Source organism: Tistlia sp. (assembly GCF_040905785.1).
Lineage (GTDB): Bacteria > Pseudomonadota > Alphaproteobacteria > Kiloniellales > DSM-21159 > Tistlia.
Genome location: NZ_JBBDQW010000025.1, coordinates 3261 through 23872 on the forward strand (window position 1 = coordinate 3261; position 20612 = coordinate 23872).

General features: G+C 72.6%; 19 protein-coding genes. 2 read left to right on the forward strand and 17 right to left on the reverse strand.

What is annotated here, in order from left to right; genetic code table 11:
• Both WD341_RS06045 and WD341_RS06050 read right to left on the reverse strand, forming a co-directional pair.
• A partial coding sequence (locus tag WD341_RS06045) for a hypothetical protein (RefSeq protein WP_368424534.1) occupies positions 1 to 1117 on the reverse strand: 1117 nt, incomplete at its 3' end.
• A gap of 3 nt (positions 1118 to 1120) precedes the next feature.
• Positions 1121 to 5359 carry a hypothetical protein gene (locus WD341_RS06050; protein ID WP_368424535.1) on the reverse strand — a complete coding sequence of 1413 codons (4239 nt, stop codon included), beginning with the start codon at positions 5357 to 5359 and terminating at the stop codon, positions 1121 to 1123.
• A 110-nt stretch (positions 5360 to 5469) separates the two neighbouring features.
• Here WD341_RS06050 and WD341_RS06055 point away from each other — a divergent pair, with 110 nt between their 5' ends.
• Positions 5470 to 6027 (forward strand): hypothetical protein, encoded by a 558-nt coding sequence (locus WD341_RS06055; protein WP_368424536.1) that lies wholly within the window; start codon positions 5470 to 5472, stop codon positions 6025 to 6027.
• 27 nt (positions 6028 to 6054) lie between these two features.
• On the opposite strand, the gene WD341_RS06060 is transcribed toward WD341_RS06055, so the two are convergent.
• The 13 genes from WD341_RS06060 to gpW all read right to left on the reverse strand — a co-directional run bounded on the left by WD341_RS06060 (position 6055) and on the right by gpW (position 16419).
• Positions 6055 to 6357: a hypothetical protein gene (locus tag WD341_RS06060; protein WP_368424537.1), complete on the reverse strand. Its 303-nt coding sequence runs from the start codon at positions 6355 to 6357 to the stop codon at positions 6055 to 6057.
• 164 nt (positions 6358 to 6521) lie between these two features.
• The gene (locus tag WD341_RS06065) at positions 6522 to 7328 is read right to left on the reverse strand and encodes a hypothetical protein (protein WP_368424538.1); all 807 of its coding nucleotides are present in this window, start codon (positions 7326 to 7328) and stop codon (positions 6522 to 6524) included.
• A gap of 276 nt (positions 7329 to 7604) precedes the next feature.
• Positions 7605 to 8771, reverse strand: a complete 1167-nt coding sequence (locus WD341_RS06070; protein WP_368424539.1) for a hypothetical protein — start codon at positions 8769 to 8771, stop codon at positions 7605 to 7607.
• A 93-nt stretch (positions 8772 to 8864) separates the two neighbouring features.
• Positions 8865 to 9110, reverse strand: a complete 246-nt coding sequence (locus WD341_RS06075; RefSeq protein WP_368424540.1) for a hypothetical protein — start codon at positions 9108 to 9110, stop codon at positions 8865 to 8867.
• A gap of 131 nt (positions 9111 to 9241) precedes the next feature.
• The gene (locus tag WD341_RS06080) at positions 9242 to 9679 is read right to left on the reverse strand and encodes a hypothetical protein (RefSeq protein WP_368424541.1); all 438 of its coding nucleotides are present in this window, start codon (positions 9677 to 9679) and stop codon (positions 9242 to 9244) included.
• Complete coding sequence (locus tag WD341_RS06085; RefSeq protein WP_368424542.1) at positions 9676 to 10341, reverse strand: hypothetical protein; 666 nt, start codon at positions 10339 to 10341, stop codon at positions 9676 to 9678. The genes WD341_RS06080 and WD341_RS06085 overlap by 4 nt, the downstream gene beginning before the upstream one ends.
• A gap of 26 nt (positions 10342 to 10367) precedes the next feature.
• Positions 10368 to 10736, reverse strand: coding sequence for a hypothetical protein (locus tag WD341_RS06090; RefSeq protein WP_368424543.1), 369 nt, complete (start codon positions 10734 to 10736; stop codon positions 10368 to 10370).
• A gap of 118 nt (positions 10737 to 10854) precedes the next feature.
• The gene (locus WD341_RS06095; RefSeq protein WP_368424544.1) at positions 10855 to 11877 is read right to left on the reverse strand and encodes a major capsid protein; all 1023 of its coding nucleotides are present in this window, start codon (positions 11875 to 11877) and stop codon (positions 10855 to 10857) included.
• Between the two features lie 104 nt (positions 11878 to 11981).
• Entirely contained in the window at positions 11982 to 12632 is a 651-nt protein-coding gene (locus WD341_RS06100) for a head decoration protein (RefSeq protein ID WP_368424545.1), read from the reverse strand.
• Positions 12633 to 12728: 96 nt separating this feature from the next.
• Positions 12729 to 13340 (reverse strand): hypothetical protein, encoded by a 612-nt coding sequence (locus WD341_RS06105; RefSeq protein WP_368424546.1) that lies wholly within the window; start codon positions 13338 to 13340, stop codon positions 12729 to 12731.
• Positions 13341 to 13401: 61 nt separating this feature from the next.
• Complete coding sequence (locus tag WD341_RS06110; RefSeq protein WP_368424547.1) at positions 13402 to 14406, reverse strand: S49 family peptidase; 1005 nt, start codon at positions 14404 to 14406, stop codon at positions 13402 to 13404.
• 82 nt (positions 14407 to 14488) lie between these two features.
• Entirely contained in the window at positions 14489 to 16210 is a 1722-nt protein-coding gene (locus tag WD341_RS06115; RefSeq protein WP_368424548.1) for a phage portal protein, read from the reverse strand.
• Entirely contained in the window at positions 16210 to 16419 is a 210-nt protein-coding gene (gene gpW / locus WD341_RS06120) for a gpW family head-tail joining protein (RefSeq protein WP_368424549.1), read from the reverse strand. The genes WD341_RS06115 and gpW overlap by 1 nt, the downstream gene beginning before the upstream one ends.
• Before the next feature lie 129 nt (positions 16420 to 16548).
• Between gpW and WD341_RS06125 the strand changes: the two genes are divergently transcribed.
• Complete coding sequence (locus WD341_RS06125) at positions 16549 to 17637, forward strand: DUF4238 domain-containing protein (protein WP_368424550.1); 1089 nt, start codon at positions 16549 to 16551, stop codon at positions 17635 to 17637.
• Between the two features lie 99 nt (positions 17638 to 17736).
• On the opposite strand, the gene WD341_RS06130 is transcribed toward WD341_RS06125, so the two are convergent.
• Positions 17737 to 19716: a phage terminase large subunit family protein gene (locus WD341_RS06130; RefSeq protein ID WP_368424551.1), complete on the reverse strand. Its 1980-nt coding sequence runs from the start codon at positions 19714 to 19716 to the stop codon at positions 17737 to 17739.
• Positions 19706 to 20371 carry a hypothetical protein gene (locus tag WD341_RS06135; RefSeq protein WP_368424552.1) on the reverse strand — a complete coding sequence of 222 codons (666 nt, stop codon included), beginning with the start codon at positions 20369 to 20371 and terminating at the stop codon, positions 19706 to 19708. The genes WD341_RS06130 and WD341_RS06135 overlap by 11 nt, the downstream gene beginning before the upstream one ends.
• Between the last annotated feature and the right edge of the window lie 241 nt (positions 20372 to 20612).

Sequence of the window (20612 nt, forward strand, 5' to 3'; positions counted from 1 at the left end):
CCCCCCGCCCGGGCGCGTGCCAGCCGGCCGGGCCGGCGGGCAGCCGCTTCAGGGAGGCCGGCCAGTACTCGTCGCCGTCGAGGCCGGCGACCTCGCGCCAAAGATGCTCCAGGATCTCCGCGTGCGTTCCCGGCGACCCCTCGCCGGCCGGCCGCACCGTGACGCGGAACTCCGCGCCGTCGACCAGGCCGCCGGTCCGCAGCACGCCCTCGACCGAGCAGTAGGCAATCTCGCCTTGAAGCACGGTCAGCCCGTCGAGCGCCGCCTCCGAGGCCGTGTCGCCGAGGACGGTGAAGAGCTGACCCCGATCGCCGCCCGCCTCGATCGCCAGCGCGAGCGACCCGTCGGCGTAACGGTACTTGCCGTTGCTCGCGTCGGCCAGGTCGGGCTTGACCCCCGCGACCCAGCCCAGGGTGAAGGGCATCCGCCGGCCGGCCATGTCGGCACGGCCCTCGCCCCCGCCGGTGCCGAGATAGGTTCGCTCGGTCAGCGGCACGCGCAGGCGCTGCGCCGTGTCCTCCAGCTCGACCACGGCCTCGCGGTGCGAGACATGCCAGCGCGCCGCGCGCAGCACGGCGACGTCGGCGAAGTCGCGCCAGTGCGCCCGCGGCCTCGGCCGGTGCGGGCCGCGCTTGATGACCATCCGGCGGCCGGCGATCGTCCAGGTCCGGTCGGCGCGGTCGAACCGCCCGTCGAGGTTGGCGAGGACGATGCGCGCCGTCGTGACGACGCGCCGCGGCGCCTCCGGCAGCACCGGCCCCGCGCGCTCGACGACCACCGACTCGGCGATCAGGCCGGGATAGCGCCGGTTCGGCCGGTCCGGATCGTCCGGCTCTCCCGTCCAGCCGCGATCGGAGAAGCGCAAGGTGACCTCGAGGCCGGGGCTTTTCGTGCCGATCGGCAGCGCGCAGCGCGCCCGGGTGCAAGCCGCGACCGGCGGCGTCACCGCGCCGCCGGGCCGGCCCTGCCAGGCCCGCAGCTCGACCAGGGTGACGCCCTCGCGGACCAGCACGGTTTCCGCCGGCGCGTAGCGGACGAAGTTGGCCCGGTCGACGTGGCCGAGCGGATCGACGCCGCCGCAGGCGGCGCCGGCCATGTGCGCGCGAAAGCCCGGCATCGCTCAGCCCCCCGGCCGCGAAGACGGCCGGCCCGCCGCCCGGCCGAGTTGCCGGTCCTGGCGCAACTCGCGCGCCAGAGCTGACAGTCCGCCGGCGCCCTGCTGCTGCGCCTCGATCTGGCGCCCTCCGACCTCGACCAGGTCGTCGCCGACGCCGACGATCGCCCGCTCGATGCCGTCGAGCCGCGCCAGGACCGCACCCCAGGCCGCCGAACCGCGTTCGGCCGACCCCTGCGAACCGGGTTCGCGGAAGCGGCCCGGATGGTCGTTCATCGCCTGCAGGCGCGACAGGCCCAGTTCCTGGACGGCCGCGGAGCGGAAGACAAACTCGCCGTTCGACAGCATCGCCGGGATGCGGTCTTCGGTCGGACCGCCGGGCCCGAAGACGGGGCCGCCGGCGGCGCGGCCGACGGCGCCCGGCGCCTCGGTGCCGTGGTAGATCCAGCCCAGCACGGGGTCGTTGACCGGCTTGCCGCCCGGCGTGACGTACCGGCCGCGGACGATCTGCCATTCCGGCGCCGGAGGCGGGACAGCCGCCGGCGTCGGCGGCAGCGCCGCGGGCAGCGGCTTCGACTCCGGCAGCGCGATCGGCGCGGCGCCGGCGGCGCGGACCTCGGCGACGATCCGCTCGACGAACTCGGCGGTGGTCTCGCCCAGGGCGGCCGTCGTCTCGAAGGCGCCCTGCAGGCCCTCGAGCGCCGCCTCGGTGGCGCGGTAGACGGAGCGGAAACCCTCGCTGCTGCCGTGTACCGCCGCGGCCGCCTCGAGGAGGGCGCCGCGGTGCGCCAGCGCCGCCTGCGCCGCACCGACGTCGCCGGCCTGGCCGGCCGCGGCCAGGCGGTCGAACTCCGCCTGCGCCGCCGTCAGCTTCTCGCCGGCGGTCAGCGGCGACAGGCCGCCCAGGTCGGCGGCGAGCAGCGTCTGGCGGATCGCCTCCGCCAGATTGACGCCGGCGTCGCGCAGCACCTCCTCGCGCTGCAGGCCGATCAGCCGCTCGACCTGGACCAGGTCGGCGCCCAGCTCGATCGTCGTACGCACCCGGGCCCGGGCGTCGCGCTCGAAGGCCTCGAGCATCAGGGCCAGCGGGTTGGTCCTGCCCAGGATCTCGTCGCGCACGCCCCGGTCGAAGGCGGTGCGGGTCCCGGTCGCCCAGGCCTCGACGTCGAGCGACAGCGCCGCCGACTGCTCGGCGCCGGCCTTGAAGGCTTCGACCAGCTCGGCCAGGCCCTGCTGCAGGTCCGACAGCGGCCGCTCGGCCTTGACCGTCGCCTCGTAGAGACCCGCGAAGCCGAAGGCCCCGGAGATCTCCTCCAGGCTCATCTTGTTGCGGGTGACGACCGTGACGACCGTCCGCATGGTGTCGGAGAGGTCCTCGAACTCGGCCGTCGCCAGGGCGGCCCGCAGCGCCGCCTCCTCGATCTCCTCGCCCAGGAAGAACGCCTCGCCTTCGCCGTGGCCCGTCTGCTTGCTGTCCTGGCCGTACTGGCGCAGCACGGCGAGCGCGCGCTCGTCCGAGGACTGGACGAAGGCGCCGCCCATGCTTTCGAAGCTGCCGACCTTGAGGTCGCCGATAGCGGTCATGGTCGTGCCGGCGGCGGTCAGCAGGGCGTTGAGGCCTTCCGCGAGACCGTCGGCCGCCTCCAGCGCGGCCCGGAGGTCGCCGCCGTTGTCGGCCGTCGCGTTCGTCCCGTGAACGTAGCCGTTGCTGAGGCCGAGCCCCGCCGAGGCGTTCGGGCCCACGGACGGGCCGGGGCCGAAGAGGCCGCCGCCGGCGCCCCCGAGCAGGCCGCCGATCAGGGCGCCGGCGACCGTGCCGATGCCCGGGACGACCGAGCCGATCGCCGCGCCCGCGAGGGCGCCGCCGGCCGAGCCGATCGTGCCTCCCTTCTTGTTGCCGCCGAGGAGGCTGTTGGCCAGCATCCCGGCACCGAATCCCGCGCCCGCGGCGCCCACGAACCCGGTGAGCGAGGTCGTGCCCATGAGGCTGCCATTGGCGACCTGGCCCGGAACGACCGAGGTCGCGCCACCGCCGGTCAGCATGCCGTTGGCGCCCACCAGGGGCGCGCCCGTCGGCATCGTCGAGGCGATGCCGGGCGAGAAGCCCAGCTCGGCGCCGAAGCTGTTGATGCTGTCGCCGAAGCCGAAGAAGTCGGTCAGCCCGCCGCCCGGCATGCTCGGCATGCCGCCGCCGCCCCCGAACAGCCCGCCACCGGCCTGACCGCCGCCCTGGCCGGCGAGTAGGCCCGGCTGCGACTGTGCCACCCGCAGGACGAGGGGCACGACGATCTGCTGGCGGATCAGCTCCGCCCCCAGGTCCGCCACCGTCCGCAGCGCGATATCGCGGAACGACTCCCAGACGTCGACGCCCTCGCCCTTCAGGCGGTCGTAGAAGGAATCGCCCAGGAACTCCGCGACCCGGTCGCCCACCCGCCCGGCGGCCCGCGCGATTTCCTCGCGCTGGGCCTCCATCTCCTTCAGCCGCTCCTCGGCGAACTTCGCCGCGGCGTCGGCCTCCAGGCGGTTGCGCTCGGCGCGGTAGTTGGCCTCGATCGCCTGGCGGGCGCGCTCGAACTCCTCGGTGGAGATCAGCTTCTCGTCGAGCTGCTCCTGGAAGTGCGTCAGGTCGCGGTCGCGCTCGGCCTGCAGCTTGGCCACGCCCTCCAGGCCGGCGGTCAGCGCCCGGTCCTCCAGGCGCTCGATCGCCTCGACCCGCCGCGCGTGCGCCGCCGTCCGCCGCTCGCCCTCGCGCTCGGCCGCCTGCGCCGCCCGCTCCGCCGCCTTCGCCTCCAGCGCCGCCTTCTCGGCCTGGAAGCGCTGCTCGATCGCCGCCACGGCCCGGGCGTGATCCTCGGCCGAGATCCGCTCCTCCTCGAGCCGCGTCTTGTAGTCGGCGAGCGCCAGGTCGCGCTCGGCCTCCAGCTTGGCCAGCCCATCGAGCCCGGCCTTGGCGGCGTCGGCCTCCAGGCGGGCGATCTCGCTCTGCGCCGTCTCCCGGGCCGAGCGGGAGGCGGTTTCGGTCGTGTCCGCGAGCGTGTCGCGGATGATCGACAGTCTCGAGTGCAGCGTCTCGGCGCGGCCAATCGCTTCGTCGTACGAGGCCGTCAGCTTATCGACCATCGCCCGCGCCTGCGCGACCGCAGGCCCGGACGGATTGGGGCCCGCCTGCAGCATCTCGAGGTCGCGCTGGAACGCCTCGATATCGGAGCGCAGTTGCGTCGTCGTCTTCTCTTCGACGGCAAGCGCCGCCTCGATCGCCGCGACGGCCTCGTCCTTGTGCGAGTCGGCCAGGCGGCGCGATGCGAGCTCGGCGTCGGCGCTGACCTCGTTCGCCTTGGCCAGCGACTCCCGGTAGGCGTCCATCGCCTCTTCGGCTTCGCTCGACGCTTCGCCCGAGCGGAGCAAGCCGGTGGCCAGGGCGCCGACGACGGCGACGCCGGCGCCGACGACGGCGCCCCAGGGCCCGAAGATGCCGAGCAGCTGGCTCGCCTGCTGGGAGAAGGCGACCATGGCCGACTGGCCGGAGCCGACCTGGACCGCGAAGTCGCCGACCTGGTAGCCGGCCTGCTGGACCGCGCCGCCGAGGCTGTTGTAGCCGCGGCCTCCGAGACGCGCGGCGCCGCCCGCGGCGCGCATAGCGACGACCTGGCCGGCGAAGGCGGCCTTGGTCCGGGCCAGGGCCGCGGCATACTCGCCTTCGCTGACGGCGCCGAGCTGCTGCGCCCGCCGGAGCTCGGCCAGCTGGTTGCGGTACTGCTGCTGCGCGGCCGCCAGCGGCACATACTGCTGGCGCAGGCGCGCCAGCTCGACCGCCTGCGCCTGCTGCGAGGCCGCCTGCTGCGCCGCCGCCGCCTGCTCGGCCGCCGCCTGTGCCTGCGCCGCGCGCGCGGCCTCCTGGCGCGCCCGGGTGACGCCGCGCAGGTCCTGGACCTGCGTCGTGAAGGCCGCCTTGGTCCGCTGGAGCGCCGCGGCGTGCTCGGCCTCGCTGATCGCGCCCAGCTTCAGCGCGCGATTGATCTCCTCGAGCTGCGCCTTGTACTGCTGGCCGGCCGCGAACAGCGGGTTGAACCGCGCGCGCAGCTTGTCGAGCTCGCGGCCGTAGGAGTCGAGGTCGTTCTGTCGCGAGGCGCGCTGCAGCTGCTGAAAGACCTCCTCGCCGCCCTTGCCGAAGGCGCGGAGCTTCGCCAGCGCCTGCTCGATGTTCTCGACCGAGACGCGGGCGTAGATGCTGCGCTGCTGCGGCATGGGCGCCTCCAGGGCCGCCGGCGCGCGGGCGCCGGTGTCTGACGGGATTGCCGGACGCGGTAGAAGCCGCGTAGGCTTCTGCGACCGAGGGGAGAGGAAAGGGGGCTGCCATGGCACGCCCAGCCACTCAGGGCCTGATGGCCTTCGTTTCGTTCCTGGCCTGCGCGATCGGCGGCGGCGCCATCGTGCTGGCGGCCGTCCTGTGGGGCGACGACCGGATCGCCGCCATGCTGCTCGGGACGATGGGGTTACAGGCCCTGCTCTGCGGCCTGCTCTTCGCTGCCGGCTCGGCGGTCATCGGCCTGCTCGCCGATATCCGCGGGTCGCTGGGCCCCAAAGTCGAGGCAGGCCACGACCGCACGCTCAACTTCAAGCCCTGGGGCACGGACTGCCGCTTCGACGGTCGCGAGGCGGTGCGGCTCGACACGCAGCGGATCGCCGTCAAGGGCGAGGACGGCTGGATCGTCTTCTCGGACGACGCCCAGGCCGGCCGCTACTTCACTCCTTCGACCAGCGAGGGAAGCGGTGGCCTGCCCTTTGAGATCGAGGGCCGCGAAGCCACCTACCATGCCGACGGGCGCGTCGCCGTTAAGACGGCGACCGGCTGGCGGACCTTCGACAACGCGGATGAGGCGCGGCGCTACTTTGCTCCCGCCGACGCGGATTAGCCGCGCCAGCGCCGAACCGCGTTCGCCCTAACTGCGCCCCCTCGCCGCCTTCGCCTCCGCCTCGGCTGCCTTGCGCTCGGCGCTGCGGACTCGGGCCAGCTGGCCGGCCAGGACCGCGAAGGCCTCCATGGCCAGGACCGGCTGCTCGGCCGCGCCGCCGGCGAAGGGAAGGCGCCCGGCGCCCTCGGCAGGGCCGTCGCAGTCCTGCCAGAGCTGCAGGAAGGTCTGGATCTCGGCCGAGACCAGCCAGCGCGGGTGCACCGTGACCAGCGACCAGCCGGCGTCATCGAGCTCGATCGCCTCGCCGCGCAGCGGCCGCTCGGGCGTCATCGTCGCGCCCGGGCCGTCTCCGGGGTCGTCCTCCTCGTCGTCCCAGGGGCTGCCCCCGGACAGGCCGTCGGGATCCTCGCCGCCGTCAACCGCGCCGGGGCCGGCCGCGGCCTCGGCGAAGTCGTCGAACAGGCCGGGTCGTGCCAGCCAGACGACGGCGAGTCTCAGTTTTTTGCCGTCCCCTCCCGCAGGTAGAGCAGGGCGTTGAGGCGCGCGGCCAGCGCCTGCAGGTCGCCGTCGCTCAGCAGCTCGACCAGGGCCTCGGGCACCAGGCCGTCGGGGCCGTGCGCCAGCGCCGGCAGCGGGCGTCCGGCTCGGTCGAGGCCGGACCAGCCGGCCAGGAAGCGGCGCACCGCCTCGACCGCGAACAGGTCCTGCCAGAGCTGGTGGTCGGCCAGGGCCTGGGCCAGCGGCTGGTAACCGCCGGCGAGCGAGGCCTCGGCGTCGCCGTAGGCCTCGGCCGCCGCCGCCAGCTCGAGGTCGATCTCGACCGCGAGCAGGCGGTAGGCGCCGAGCTCGCCGGCGACGGCCTTGTCGAGCAGCGCGGCGCGCCGCGCCTCCCAGCCCAGGCCGGTGACCTCGCGCAGCGTCGCCTCGGCCGCGGCGGCGGTCTCGGCCTCGCCGATCTCCCGGGCCCGGCGGCCCATCGCCTCCGACACCGGCTCGAGGCGCTGCGCCGCCTTGGCCAGCACGGCGAAGGTCGCCTGGGCCGAGAGCACCGCGCGGCGCGCCTCGGCGTCGCCCGGGCCCGAGAGCAGCCGGGCGACGGCCGCCCGGAACAGCCGGCCGCGCCGGGCCACCTCCAGCGGCTGCGCCCCCGAGGCGCGCAGCGCGCGCTCCAGCTGCGCCCGCGCGACCCGTCCCGGCACCGTCACCTGGAACCTCTGGCCCTTGCGCGGCGTCACAGTCGCCGTGCCGCCGACGGCCAGCTCCTGGCCGGCCGCCGCCGGCGTCTCGCTCTTCGCTTCCATGAAAGATCCCTTTACGCCCCGGCCGGGGTGTTTGCGACGCGCGCCGGCCGGCGCTCTCTTGTGCCGGAGGACGGCGTCAACCTGGAGGCCCCGAGAATGGAACTACACCTCACGCTCAAGCTCGACGGCGACCTGGTCAGAAGCCTGACCCTCGTCGCGGGCGCCCTCGCCGCCTGGCTGCGCCTCGGCGGCTCGCTCTGCCCGGGGGGGGGAGGGCGGCGGCCGACGGCCGTCGCGCCTCCCCCGGTCGGTTCGCGCCGCCGCCGGCCCGGCGCCCTACCAGTGACAGATGAAGGCCGCCGCGTCGGGGCCCAGGCCGCGGAAGGGGAGCGACTCGCCGGCGTAGTTGCCGATGTCCGTGTCGCTCGGGTTGCCGCTGTAGACCAGGCGCGGGATCGTGATCGCGATCCGGTTGCCGGCGACGCTGCCGTAGCGAATCGCCAGCGCCCTTTCGCTGTTGTCCAGGAACTGGCTGAGGACGTTGCGGGTCGAAAGCGCTTCCTTGTAGAGCGCCAGGCTGCCGCCGGTCTGGCGGCGGGTCACCGTCGCCGGCCCGACGCCGTAGAGGGCGGTCGGATCGTCCGGCTGCTCGACCGTGTTGGCGAGATCGAGGGTGAAGGTCCGCAGGCGCGTCGAGACGCCGCCCAGCGAGCAGGCGGCGTTGCGGAAGGGCGGCGGCTTGGTCGGATCGAAAGCGGCATCGGTCGGCCGCGTCGCCGTGGCCACCGCAGCCGCCAGCAGGCCGCGCAGGTCGAAGGACATGAGCGAGACCTGGTCGCGCTGCAGGGTCAGGCTCATGTTGCCGGCGGCGCCGGCGACCTTGGTCAGGATCGAGTCGAGCCCCGAGACCTTGCTGTTGAGGTAGTGGTAGAGCGTGGCGTTGACCAGGTCGAGCGAGGCGCCGCCGTAGAGCACGTTGACCGGGATCGAGTAGGCGCTCGTGGCGTCGGTCTCGGTGGTCCAGTCGGCGTCGACCGTCACCTCATCGCCGTCGATCGCGACGATGGTGCGGGTGTCACCGCTCGAGGTGCCGCCGGTCAGGGTGATCGGCATGCCGATCTGCACCGCGCTCGCGTCCTCCAGCGTCAGGGTCCGCGCGCCGCCGGCGGACGCCGTCCCGGCGATCGCCGAGCTGGTCACCGTCTCGGCCAGGGCGCAGGCGCGCAGCAGCGGCGCCGCCTCGGGCGCGGTGCCGGCCGTGCCGGAGCCCTTCAGGCGCACGCCGAAGCCCGGCAGCGTGATGCCGCCGCCCAGGCTGGTCGGCTCGCCGGCGTCGAGGCTGCTGCGGTGCTCGTTCTCGGCCTGGTCGACCGCGAAGTCGGGCGTGACGCGCAGCGCCTCGCAGGCGACCGCGTTGGCCGCCGCCGTCGGCTCGGCGTCGGTGCCCGCCGTCGTCTCCACCTTGGCGGTCAGCAGGCGGTTCTGGCTCAGATAGTCGGTCATGGACTCGCTCCTCTCTTGGGGCCGTCGCCGGGCGCGCCCGCCCAGGCGGGATCAGGGCGCCGGGGTTCAGGGCGGTGGGATCAGGGCGCCGGGTCAGCCGGCGGAATCGGCGGTGGGATCCGCCGGCGGGATCGACGCGGGCTTGGAGGCAGCCGCCTTGGGCTTGGCCGCACCGCGCTTCGCCGCGGCCGCCTTGGCCTCGCGGGCCTTGCGGGCCTCCTCGTCCTTCGCCGCCTGCTCCGCCTGGGCCTTGCGCCGCGCCTCGGCCGGCGTGTCGGTCGGATAGAGCGCGGACCTGGGGGCCGGCATGACGCGGCGCCCCGACTTCGGATCGGGCATCGAACTCTCCTCGGGTTTAGGGGCCGAACCGCGTTCGGCGCGCTTGTCCCTCTCCGCTTCGGGGAGAGGGCGGGGCCCGCGGCCGCGAGGCCGTGGGAGGGTGAGGTGCGGCCGCTGGCGGCCGTACGCCGCTAGATCAGCTGCGTCGGGTCGTCCTCGGCCGTCTCGAACTCCGCTGTGAACAGCAGGTCGATTGAGGCGACGTAGCTGCCCTCGCTAGTGCCGGTGACGGCGCTGCAGCCGGTCCAGCGCAGGTCGGCGACCTTGCCGCCCAGGGTCGGGTCGGCGAGCAGCGCCTTGGCCGTGGCCACCGTCAGGGGGCGCAGCAGGGCGCCCAGGTCGTCGGCGACGTCGGCGCCGACGGCCAGGGTGACGATCAGCTCCCACGCCCAGCCGTCGCGCCCGGTCGCCGCCTCCAGCGGGTCGGCGCCGCCGGAGCGGAGCTCCAGCGCGGGCAGACGCGCCGGCGGCACCGGGTCGCGCGGATCCGTCGCCAGCGTGGCGATGCCCGGCACCGTCGCCGCGGCGGCGCCGAAGGCGGCCAGGACCTCGCTGAAGGCGTCGCTCATCGGCCCATCTCCCGCTGCCAGTGCTCGGCCAGGCGCTGCGAGAAGCCGCGCTCGATGCCGCGAAAGACGCCCTCCAGGTCGTACTGTTTCGGGATCCGGACCTGGCGCACCAGGACGCCCAGGATCGTCGAGCGGCGACCGCGTTTCTTCTTCTCGACGATCAGCAGGCGCCGGCCGCCGTCGAGCTCCTGGAAGTAGATGTCCGGGTGCGCTTCCGGGTTGGCCGCGGCCGCGCGGATCTTGGCCAGCGCCCGGTTGAGGCCGCGCCGGCTGTAGTTGCCGGCGCGCGTCACGCCGTGGCCCGGGTTCGGGATCAGCAGCCAATTCTTGCGCGTCGGACGCACCGTCTCGCCGCGCGACAGCAGCTCGACCAGGTCGAATACCTGCCCGTCGGCGCCGCGCTTCTTGGCCTTGGAGTAGACGATGCCCGCCTCGACCTCGGCGCCGCCCTCGGCGTCGGTGGCGCTGTAGAGGCGCGAGCGCACCGCGCTGGAGAGGCGCCGCCCGGGCGTGCCGCTCTGCACGGCGCGGCGGTAGCCGTCGCGCAGGGCCTCGGTCGTCTCGGTGATCGTCCGGTTCCGAGCCCGGGTCAGGGAGGCCGATTCCTCGCGCACGATGCGCAGCAGGCTGCCCTCGTTCTGCATGGTGGCGCGCAGCGTCATCGGCCCGACCCTCGCCCTGGTGGTCTTCAGCCCTGCGGCGCCAGGCCGAGGATCCAGACCGTCTCGTCGGCGTTCCGCTCGACCGCGCGCACCGCGAAGCTGTCGCCGGCGACGCTCAGCAGGTCGCCCCTGGCGGGCGACGCCACCGCGATCGCCGCCAGGTCGGCGACCGGGATCTCGGCGCGCGGCAGGTCCTGCTCCAGGCCGCCGCCGAACTCGCCGGCCAGGCCGCGTCCGCCGGCCTCGCCGGAGAGCCGCGGGTTGTGCAGCTTGACGCCGTTGGGCAGCGCCGTTGCCGCGGCGCCGGCGTGGCTGTAGGTCGCCGCCGCCGAGCGCCGGAAGACCTTCGCCACCGACGCCGCGACCCGCGCGCTGCGCTCGTCCCAGCTCGCCATGCTCGTCCTCGCTCGCTGGTGAAGGGCCGCCTCGCCGCAGCCGCCCGGGAGGAGGGTGGCTCCGGCGAGACGGCCGGGATCTCGCCCGGCCGCCTCGGTCTCGCGCGAGCCCGAAGGCTCAGGTGCGCTTGGCCCGGTAGAGCGCCTGCGGCTGGACGCAGACGTAGAGCGGATAGGCGAACTGCTTGACGTCCGCCCAGGCGTTGTCGTCGCGGTCCAGCACGATCCAGCTGTAGAGCTGCTTGCCGGGCGTGTTGACGAACTCGAAGCGCTCGGCCGGCGCCCAGGCGCGCTGGAAGATGCCGGCATTGCGCGGGAAGAACTTGGCCTTGTCCGTCCCCACCGCCACGGTCGAGCCGTCGTCGGTGCCGCGGTAGTTGATCCAGGTGATGCCGCCGTAGCGGAACGACTCGAAGGCGTTGCCCTCGCGGAGCGAGGCGGCCGCCTGGGTCTGCAGGTAGGTCTCGCGGACCTCGGAATGGGCCGTGAGATCGTCCCAGAAGTTGTCGCCGGCCAGGCCGATGACCTCGACCTGGTTGCCACCCAGGCCCTTCAGGCCGCGCAGGATCGAGCGGACCGCGGCGTTGCACTTCTTGCGAACGACGCCCGACGCCGGCGTGGGGGCGTCCAGGTCGAAGTCGACCTCGACCGGGATCGTCTGGCCGAACTCGGTCGCCCAGTTGTAGAGGGTCGAGCCGTCGGCGTCGGTCACCAGGCCCTGCAGGCAGCCCAGGGCGTGGTGCTCGCGGGTCAGCTGCATGTCGTTGCGCATGAGGACCTGGCGCCGGGCGATCTCGGTCTGCAGCTGCTTGAGCTCGGTCTCCTGGCCGAAGGCGCGGATGTTCTGCAGCTCCTCCGACATGATCCGGCTCTTCTGGGCCAGGCGCACCGTCCGGAAGGAGCGCGCCTTGCGCTTGTCGCCCTCCTTCTCGGCGATCGGCGAGCCTCGCTCCGAGGTCTGGATCAGCGCCGGGCCGTTGTCCCGCTCCTCGATCCAGACGTCGGTCGTGCGGATCGGCTTGTCCATGAACAGGCCGGGCATGGAGTCGAGCAGCGTCGGCACGTAGCCGACCTTGTCGACCGAGGCGGTGAGCGAGGTTGCCGAGAAGGCGTCGCCCTTGAAGACGTCCATCGAAACCATTGTCGGGGTCCTTTCGTGAATGCGCGCAGGACCCCGACCCCCGCCCCCGAAAAGGGAAGCGAGGCCGGCGGTCCGCTATGGGCTTGGAGGAGGGCCGCCCGGGGCTAGCGGGCGAAGACGCCGAGGAACTCGAGTTCGGCGAGGGCGGCGGCCTTCTGGGCGTCGGTGATGCCGGCCGGCCAGACCAGGCAGGCGGACTTGACCTCCGCCTCGCGGACCACGGCGACGCCGGGCAGGGCGGCGTCCGTGGCGTCGACCGGGGCGTAGAGGAGGCCGGCCGCGACCTCGCTGCCGTCGGTGGCGTCCGGGTCCAGCTCGGTCCAGGTCTCGCCCTCGTTGGCCACCGTCACGGTGAAGCCGTCGCCGGCGACGAAGTCGGTCGCGCCGTCGGCGATCGTGAACTTGACCTGGCCGTCGAAGGCGACCGCCACCGTGGCGGTGCCGATCTGGACGCCGGCCGGGTCGAAGACGGCGAAGGTGCCGGCGTTGCTCGCCGGCTCGATGCAGAGGACCCGGTAGTCGCCGGCCGCGGCGCCGTCGGCCGCCGCCGGCTCCGCCAGGGTCATGGCGCCGTCGCCGGTGTTGCCGGCGTCGGCCGTGCGCGTCACCTCGTCCAGCGTCTCGACCTTGCCGAGCACGGCGCCGGCCTTCAGGGTCTGGCCGCTCGCCACCGTGATCGCCCGGCGGCTCCGCGTGCCGTTGGCTTCCGACGCGAGGAACGCGCCGGCGTGAAAGTCCTCTTCGATGAGAGCCATTGGTCTCAACTCCTTTGCGATAGACCCCTCTCCGCTTCAGGGGAGAGGGAGGGGCCCGCGCGCCAGCGCGGGAGGGTGAGGTGTCCGGCCGGGCCGCTACTTGCGCGCCACGCCCGCGGCGGCGTTGGCCGCCTCGAAGGCCGAGTCCCAGCCGCCGGCGTCGGCGGCCGCGCCCTTGAGGCGCCCGCCCGGGCCGAGCGCGCCGGGACCGGCGCCCTCGATCCGATCGGCCAGGCTGGCGCCGGCCTTCGGCATCGCCTCCAGCCGCTTCACGGCCTGGGCCACCGTCAGGCTGGTGTCGCAGACCAGCGTCAGGGCCATCGTCTCGCGGCCCCGCGCCGCCTTGCTGGACAGCACGCTCGCCGCGCGGGCATGGGCGGCGGCGACACAGGCGGCGGCATAGGTCCGCGCCGCGCGACGCGACGCCTTCGGCACCTTGGCCTCGGCCTGGCGGACCTTGGCAGCGGCGGCGGCCGTCTCCTCGTCCTCCTCGGCCGCGGCTTCCTCCTCGTCCTCGTCGTCGGCCATCTCCTCCTCGTCGTTCTCGGCCCGGCCCTCGGCCTCGGCGTCCGCCCCCTCGGCCTTGTCCTTGTCCTTGCCCTTGCCCTGGGCGTCGGTCTCGTCGTCCGTGGCCGCGGCCGTCTCGGCGTCGCTCTCCGCCTCGGCCCGCTGGCCGCCGCGGAGGCCGAGCGTCTGAAGGATGCTCATTGCGCTTACCTCTCTCAGCTTGGGGGTGCCGGCGGGCTGCCGGCGGGGATGCGCCCGGGCGTCAGGCCGAACCGCGTTCGGCGATCAGCTGGCGGGCGAACTCGGCGGCCGCGTCGAGCGGGAAGGCAACGGCATCGATCAGCCCCGCCTCCAGCGCGTCCTCGGCTAGGTAGACCCGCGCCTCGGTGCCGCGCACCTGGGCCTCGGGGAGTTTGCGGTTGGTCGCCACGGCGCCGACGAAGCGGCCGTAGAGCTTCAGGATCTCGGCCTGCAGGTCGGCCCGCACCGCGTCCGGCAGCGGCGCGTAGGGGTTGCCGTCGACCTTGTGGGCGCCGGCCTGGATGAAGGTCACCTTGAGGCCCGCCGCATCGAGCCAGGCGCTCATGTCGACGTGCATGAGCAGCACGCCGATCGAGCCGATCTGCGCCGCCGGCGGCGCCACGATCTGGTGTGCCGCGCTCGCCAGCCAGTAGGCCGCCGAGCAGGTCATCTCGTTGGCGATCCACCAGACCGGCTTTTCGGCCGCCAGACGCCGCAGCTCCTCGGCGCAGGCCTCGCAGCCGGCGACCTCGCCGCCCGGGCTGTCGCCGTCGACCAGCACGCCGGCGACCTCCTCGTCGGTGCGGCAGGCCCGGAACTTACGGATCAGCCCGTCGTAGCCGGTCATCCCGCTGTAGGGGTCGAGGTGGCCGAAGCGGTGCACCAGTTCGCCCTCGACCGGCACGACGGCCATGCCGCTGCCGGCGTCGAAGGCGAAGGGCTTGCGCGGCCGCTCCTCCGGCTCGCGCAGGCAGTCGTCATCCTCCCAGGCGCTCGCGCGGAGCGCGCCGAGCAGGGCGTCGCGCCGCCTCGCCCGCCGGTCGCGCTCGCGCGTCGAGCCCGGCGCCGGCCGCTCGACCTGCAGCTCGGCCCCGACTCCCGATTGGTCGAGCCCCGACAGGTCGAACGACGCCGGCCCGAGCCGCCCGTCGAGCGCCTCGACCACGCGCCGGCCGGTACCCGGCTCGATCAGCTGCGGCCGGTCGAAGATCCGCGACGCCACGCGCCGCAGCTGGGTAGCCGTCATTTTCGATGCTCCGCGCTTGCCCCTCTCCGCTTCGGGGAGAGGGCGGGGCCCGCGGCCGCCAGGCCGTGGGAGGGTGAGGTGATCAGCCGCGCCGGCGCGCCGGACTGTTCGGGATCCGGGAGCGGCCCTGCGGCCGACGCCCCTGGCCGCTCCCGGACGGGTCGCCGCCGCGGCGGTACTCGAAGGCCCCGCCGCCGTCCTCCTGGCTCGCCTGCTCGCGCACCGTGACCTCGCCGGGCGCCGGCAGGCCGAGACGCTCGCGCTCGCGCTGCTCGAGCGCCTGCTGCTCGAGGACCTCCTGCCAGTCCAGGCCCTGCTCGGCCGTCTCGGCCTCCAGCGTCGACAGCCCGGCGTCCATGCGGATCTGGCTCGCCCCGGCTTCCTTGGTCGGGTCGACCCAGCCGCGCGGCGCGCCCAGCCAGCGGCCGGCCAGGTAGGCGCCCGGCGCCTCGTACAGGCCGGGCGCGCCCCTCGGCAGCTCGACCCGCCCCGCTTCGATTGCTTCCTCGAGCACGGCCAGCAGCACCGGCGTCCCGAAGAGGCGCCCCTGCGTCGCCAGCTCCCAGGCGATCGTCTTGCCGGCCTCCAGCATGGCGGCCCGCTCGCTGCTGTAGTTGGTCTGGCTGTAGTCGCGGCTGATCTGGCTCGGGTTGAGCCCGGTCGCCGCCGCCAGGTTGCGCAGGCCGAGGCCGACGAAGTTGCTGGCTTCCTTGTTCGGCCGGCTGGAGGTCGGGAAGTTGACGCGGTCGCCGGTCGGCAGCACCGGCATGCGGATGCCGTTGAGACGGATCGGCGCGGCCTCGTAGTAGCCGGCGCGGTAGTCGTCGAGCGTGTTGAGCGAGGCGGCGCTCTTGTCCTCCAGCGCCTCGGCCACGACCTCGGCCGGCAGCGAGCTCTCGATGAAGGCGGCCAGGACCGCGTTGGCGACGGCGGCCTGCATCTCGTAGGCCTCGTAACGGCTGTTCATCTTCAGCCGCTTGAGGACCGGGGCGAAGGGGCTGACGCCGCGCGCCTGCCCCGCCTCCTCGACGCGGAAGCCCTGCAGCATCTGCGGCCGTCCCCAGGGCAGCTCGCGGGCGACGTAGGCCCAGCCCAGCTCGGCGCCGACCAGGCCCTCGTCGCCCGGGTGCACGTGGCGGACGTGGAAGCCGACGGCGGCGCCCAGCCCGTCGAGCTCGACGCCGCCGCGGCGATAGAGCTCGTCGCCGGCGTCGAAGGGGTTGGAGACCCGCTCCGGATGGATCGTCTGGATGCAGGTCCGCCAGGGCGCGGCCGGATAGTCGCGCCGGTCGCGCCAGGCGACGCGCTGGAACCAGTCGCCGTCGATCAGGCGGTGGCGGACGTTGAGCGCGACCAGGCCGGCGCCGTCCATCCGGCGGCCGGCGTCGAGCCACTGCCCAGGCCCGAAGGCGATCTCGTTCCAGATGGTCTCGATCTGCCGGCCGAGGCGGTCGGCCTCCTCGATCGACAGGCCGAGCACCCGGCGGTTCGGCTTGGACGAGAAGCGGAAGGTGGCGCCGACCACCGAGTTGATGAAGGCCGAGACCGTGCCGGCCGCCCAGCCGTCGTTGCGCACCAGGTCGTCGACCCGGTTGCCCAGGCGCTGCCGCGCACCCTCCAGGGCGCCGTCGATCGTGTAGCTGCCGGGCTGCCAGGAGCCCAGCTCCTGGCTCGCCGGGTCGGCCGCGTCGTAGGGCCCGTAGCGGCCCTCGGCCAGCGAGGCGCGCGGCCGGCCGACCGGCCCGCCGCCCAGCGGCTGGCCGGTCGTCGGATGAACCAGGCGCGCGGAACCGGAGGTGGCCATCAGAAGCGGAACCCGATGGCGCGGCCGCGGCGCGCGCCGCCGGCCTCCCGGCGCAGCTGCGCGATGTAGGCGCGCAAGTGCGCCGCCGTCGCCGGCGTGTAGCGCACGCTGCGCCCGTCGGCGTCGCGCACCTCGACCTCGGCCTGGCCGAGCTCGAGGTCGTGTAGCTTCGCCTCGGCCTCCGCCAGGCGCTCCACGACAGTGGCCATGGGCGGCCTCCTTCTAGTAGGAATAGCCCGGTAAGGTTGAAGGACCGCCGGGGCGGCCGGCAGACCTCACCGGATGATCTGCGAGGCTGCGGGTGTCTGCTCAGTCTCAATCGGAGTGACGGGCCGTCGATGGCGAGAAATAAGAATCACCATTTTGTTCCGAAGGCACACCTTAAGCCGTTCTCGGTAGAAGGCAGGGGCAAGAGTATTCATCTAATAAATATTGAGCGTGAGCTTTTTGTTGAGGGCGCCTCATGCAAAGGACAATGCTCTAGTAATTATTTCTACGGGCCCGACGATAGGATCGACACCAGCTTAGGATTCTTGGAAACAAGATATGGTGTAATAATCCAGAAACTCACCGCCGGTGAAACGCCGAAGGGCGATGACATAGAACTATTGCGATTGTTTGCTCTTGTGCAATTCTGCCGGACAGAGGCAATGGTTCATTTCACCCAAACTGCCATCGCTGGGGGTCATGACCTTACGTTCGTGGGCGACTGGGCGCAGTATAGGCCCCCACACAGGGCGAACTGGCAAGCATCGTTGAGCGCGCTTTCAATCGCATTTAGTTGCTTCGATTACATCCGCGACCTGAAGTTATGCATATTCAGGAATAAAAGCCGGACAGAATTCGTGACCTCAGATAATCCCGCGGTCGTGGCCAACATGTGGCTGTGGCGGCAGTGTCAAAGCCATAACTTCGGCTTCGCCTCGTCTGGGGCCATGCTTTTTCTGCCTCTCTCTCCGACCATGGAAATGTGCCTCTATGATGGCGCTACCTATGTTTGTCCGGGAAGGCATGAAATCTATAAGACTTTGAGAAACGACCAAGAAGTTCGGGCAATCAACGACCTTCAGATACTTAATGCTCACAAGAATGTATACTTCTCAAATTGGTCGAGCCGTCATCTTCTTCTTGATGCCGTGAAAGAGGGTAAGGAACTTCGACCTGACAACAATGCGGCGCTTGCGGCATTTGTTAGAGACGACGCCGGTCGAGATCTGGCTTATGAGGGCCGCCGCTACCGGCTAGCCACTGAAGAAGAAAAAGCACGGCCCATGCAAAAAATCGTATCTCTAAACAGGGTATTGCCGGTTCCCCGCAGGTGGGCTTCAGCCTTTCAGATTCGCCCGAATCCGCGCGTGTTCTCAAATGGGTCGGCCGCTGGGTATGTGCGGGCTCCACACTTCTCACGACGAAGCAGATCCACCTAGCGTTTCGTACGGCTAGGCGCCAGTCCAAGGGCGGCGCCACCTCGACAAGCGACGCCGTCGGTATTCGGACAGGCCCTTCTTCATCCAACCAGCGAAGCTTCAATCGCTCGCCTTGTTTAGCTGGGCCAACCGTCGCGCGCGCTTCGGCAATTCGGGTGACGCTGGCGCCGAACGTGGTTCGGCCGATCTAGCCGGGATCGCCGCGGCATGCATCAGGTCCTCAAGGTCGCTCGGCGGCCCGTCCGGCCCGTGCGGGAAGCGCTGGGTCTCGAGATCGTCCCACTGGGACTCGGTGTAGCGCGACCACCCCAGGTAGATCGCCGCAGCGGCCGCGTAGACCTCTGTGTCCAACACCTCGTTGCGCTGACTCTCGGTCTTGACCCATTGCCAGCGCTCCGAGCCGTCGCGGGTGCGGACCTTGACTCGCCGCTCCGCGGTCAGCTGGCGATAGAAGTCCTCGGGCAGGCCACGCGGGTAGCCGCAGTAGCCGCGCGCCAGCGGCTCGTCGCGCTCTAGCGCCTTGTAGAGCTGCATTTTCAGGCCCGCCGTGCCGACGTTGAAGGTGCGCGGGTGCCAGGCCTTGCGGCGCTTGCGGTCCGAGGCGGCGCGGTCGCTGCCGACCTTCTGGATCGGCGGCGCCAGGTCGCTGCGGTGGCCGCGGACCATGACGACCTTGCTGCGCGGCTTGCCCTTGACCCAGGCCCAGACGTCCTCAGTGTAGGCGTTGCCGTCGATCGCCAGAAGGTCGACGCCGAGCTGCCCGTCCGCTTGGCAGCGCCAGCGGCTTGCGAGCAGCGAATCGAGCTCGGCGCGGACCCGCTCCTCGGCGATGAAGCCCGGGACGATCTTGTACTCGACGGTCCAGCGCCGGCCGTCGCGCCCGAAGGCCTTGACGTGGACCTCGACGCGGTCGCCCTGGACGTCGATGGCCAGCACCAGCAGCAGGCCGCCCATCGGCACCAGGCCCGGCTGGTAGCCGGTCTCGACGTCGTCGGCCCGCTCCTGGATCCGGCTGTAGTCCGGCGCCTCGCCGCTGACCTCGTAGGCGAGGCCGAGGACGTCGTTGAAGAACACCCGCTCGCTCAGCGGCTCGCCCTTGGCGGCCAGCCACTTGCGGGCGATCTCGGCCCAGGTCGTGCTGGGCGCGTATGCCGCCCAGACGTAGAAGCTGCGCTGCCGCGCCTTCGGGTTGCGCGCCACCATCGAGTGCGGCCCGACCTTGGCCAGCATGCCGGCCAGGTGCCGGTGCTCGATCGCCCCGCCGCAGTCCGGGCAGACGAAGTGGGCCGAATCCGGATCGGCCGGATCGATGTAGGGCTCCAGGTTCGCCCACTCGAGCGGGTGCTCGTGGCCGCAGTGCGGACACGCCAGGTGCAGCTGCTCCTGGGTGCCCGCCAGGTAGGAGCGCGTGACGCGGCAGCCCGGCCAGATGCCCGGCGTGCCGACCTTGAGGATCTTGGCGAAGCGGAAGGCACCGCTCCGGCTGTTCGCCTGGCCCTCGGGGTCGCCGGCTTCGTTGTCGTCCGGCCACTTGGCCAGGTCGTCCTGGACCTGCTTCGAGACCGAGATCTCCGACAGCGTCGCCGCCGAGTTGGCGCCGGCGATCGCCACGAAGCCGCGCCCGTCCGAGCGGGCCTTCAGGGTCGCCGAGGCGGCGCCGTCGCGCGAGCGGGTCGCCAGCAGGCCGGGCCGGGCATGGTCCAGGAAAGCGGTGAACTTGGTCCGGCTCCAGCGCACCGCGTTGTTCGCGGTCGGGTGGGTGTAGAGGAACGGCCCGGGGTCGAGGTCCTGGCTGCCGACCGTGAAGATCAGCGCGACGATTGTGCCACCGATCTGCGCCGACTTCTTCTCGGTGACCTCGCGGCAGGGATCGTCCGGCGACAGCGCCTCCAGGATGAAGCGCTCCCACGGGTGCCGGCCCGGGTCGTAGGGACCGGGAAAGGGACTCTCGGCGCCGAAGCGCACGTGGCGCGCCGCCCAGGAGACGTAGTCGACGGGCGGCGGCGGCGCCAGGACCTCGGCCAGGACCTGCTTCGCGGCGCGCGCCGGGTTGGCCAGCCAGGCGCCGTCAAGCGGCATCGTCGTCGCCCCCGGCGTCGTCGGCCTCGTCCTCTTCCGGATCCTGCCAGTCCGGATCCTCGACCAGCGCCGGCAGCGCCTCGGCCTCGGCGCTCGCCTGCGCCGACAGCCGCTCGCGCCAGGCGCGGAATGCCTGCCGGGCCCGGGTCACCGCCGCGGCGTCGTCCTGCTCGGCCTGGCGCGCCTCGCTCGCCGCATGCTCCAGCAGGAAGCTTTCGAAGGCGGCGACCAGGTCGCCCAGCTCCTTGGCCTGGGCCCGGCGCGCCTGCTCACTCAGCAGGTAGCGGCCCTTCGCCGCCTCCTCCTCGCGGAACTTGCGGGCGTTGTCGTACTGCAGGGTGCGCAGCCGCTCGAGCTCATACTGGCTCTTGTGCGAGACCGCCTTGCCCGACGCTGGCGCCTCCTCCGCCTCTTCCGCCGGCGCCTCGATCCGGGCCCGCCCGTTGACCGTCGCCTGGACCATGTCCAGCGACCGCCCCAGGATCCGGTCCGCCTCCTCGACGGCGATCTTGGCGCTACGCCCCTCGCCCCGGAGCGCCGGCCGCAGCCGCCCGTCCTTGATCAGCTGCGTGATCCGCGAGGGGTCGACCCCGATCCGCCGGGCGTAGTCCGACTTGCCGAGAACTTGAGGGCTCAAGTCCGAGAGGAGCGCCATTTGATCCCCCCTCTTGAGTTTTTTGAGGCTCCCTCTTGAGCCGCCATCTAGCGACACAAAACGCGCATCCGACCCGTTTATGTTTTCGGGCCGGGAAGGACCCGCTGGACGGGCGGAAGGCGGAGAGAGAGACGGCGGGCTCGGGCCGGGCCGGCCGGGAAGGGATCGTCGGATCCGCGGCGGGCCGAAACGACGGCGCCCGGCGCGGGTCTCCCCGGCCGGGCGCAGATCTGACGACTGA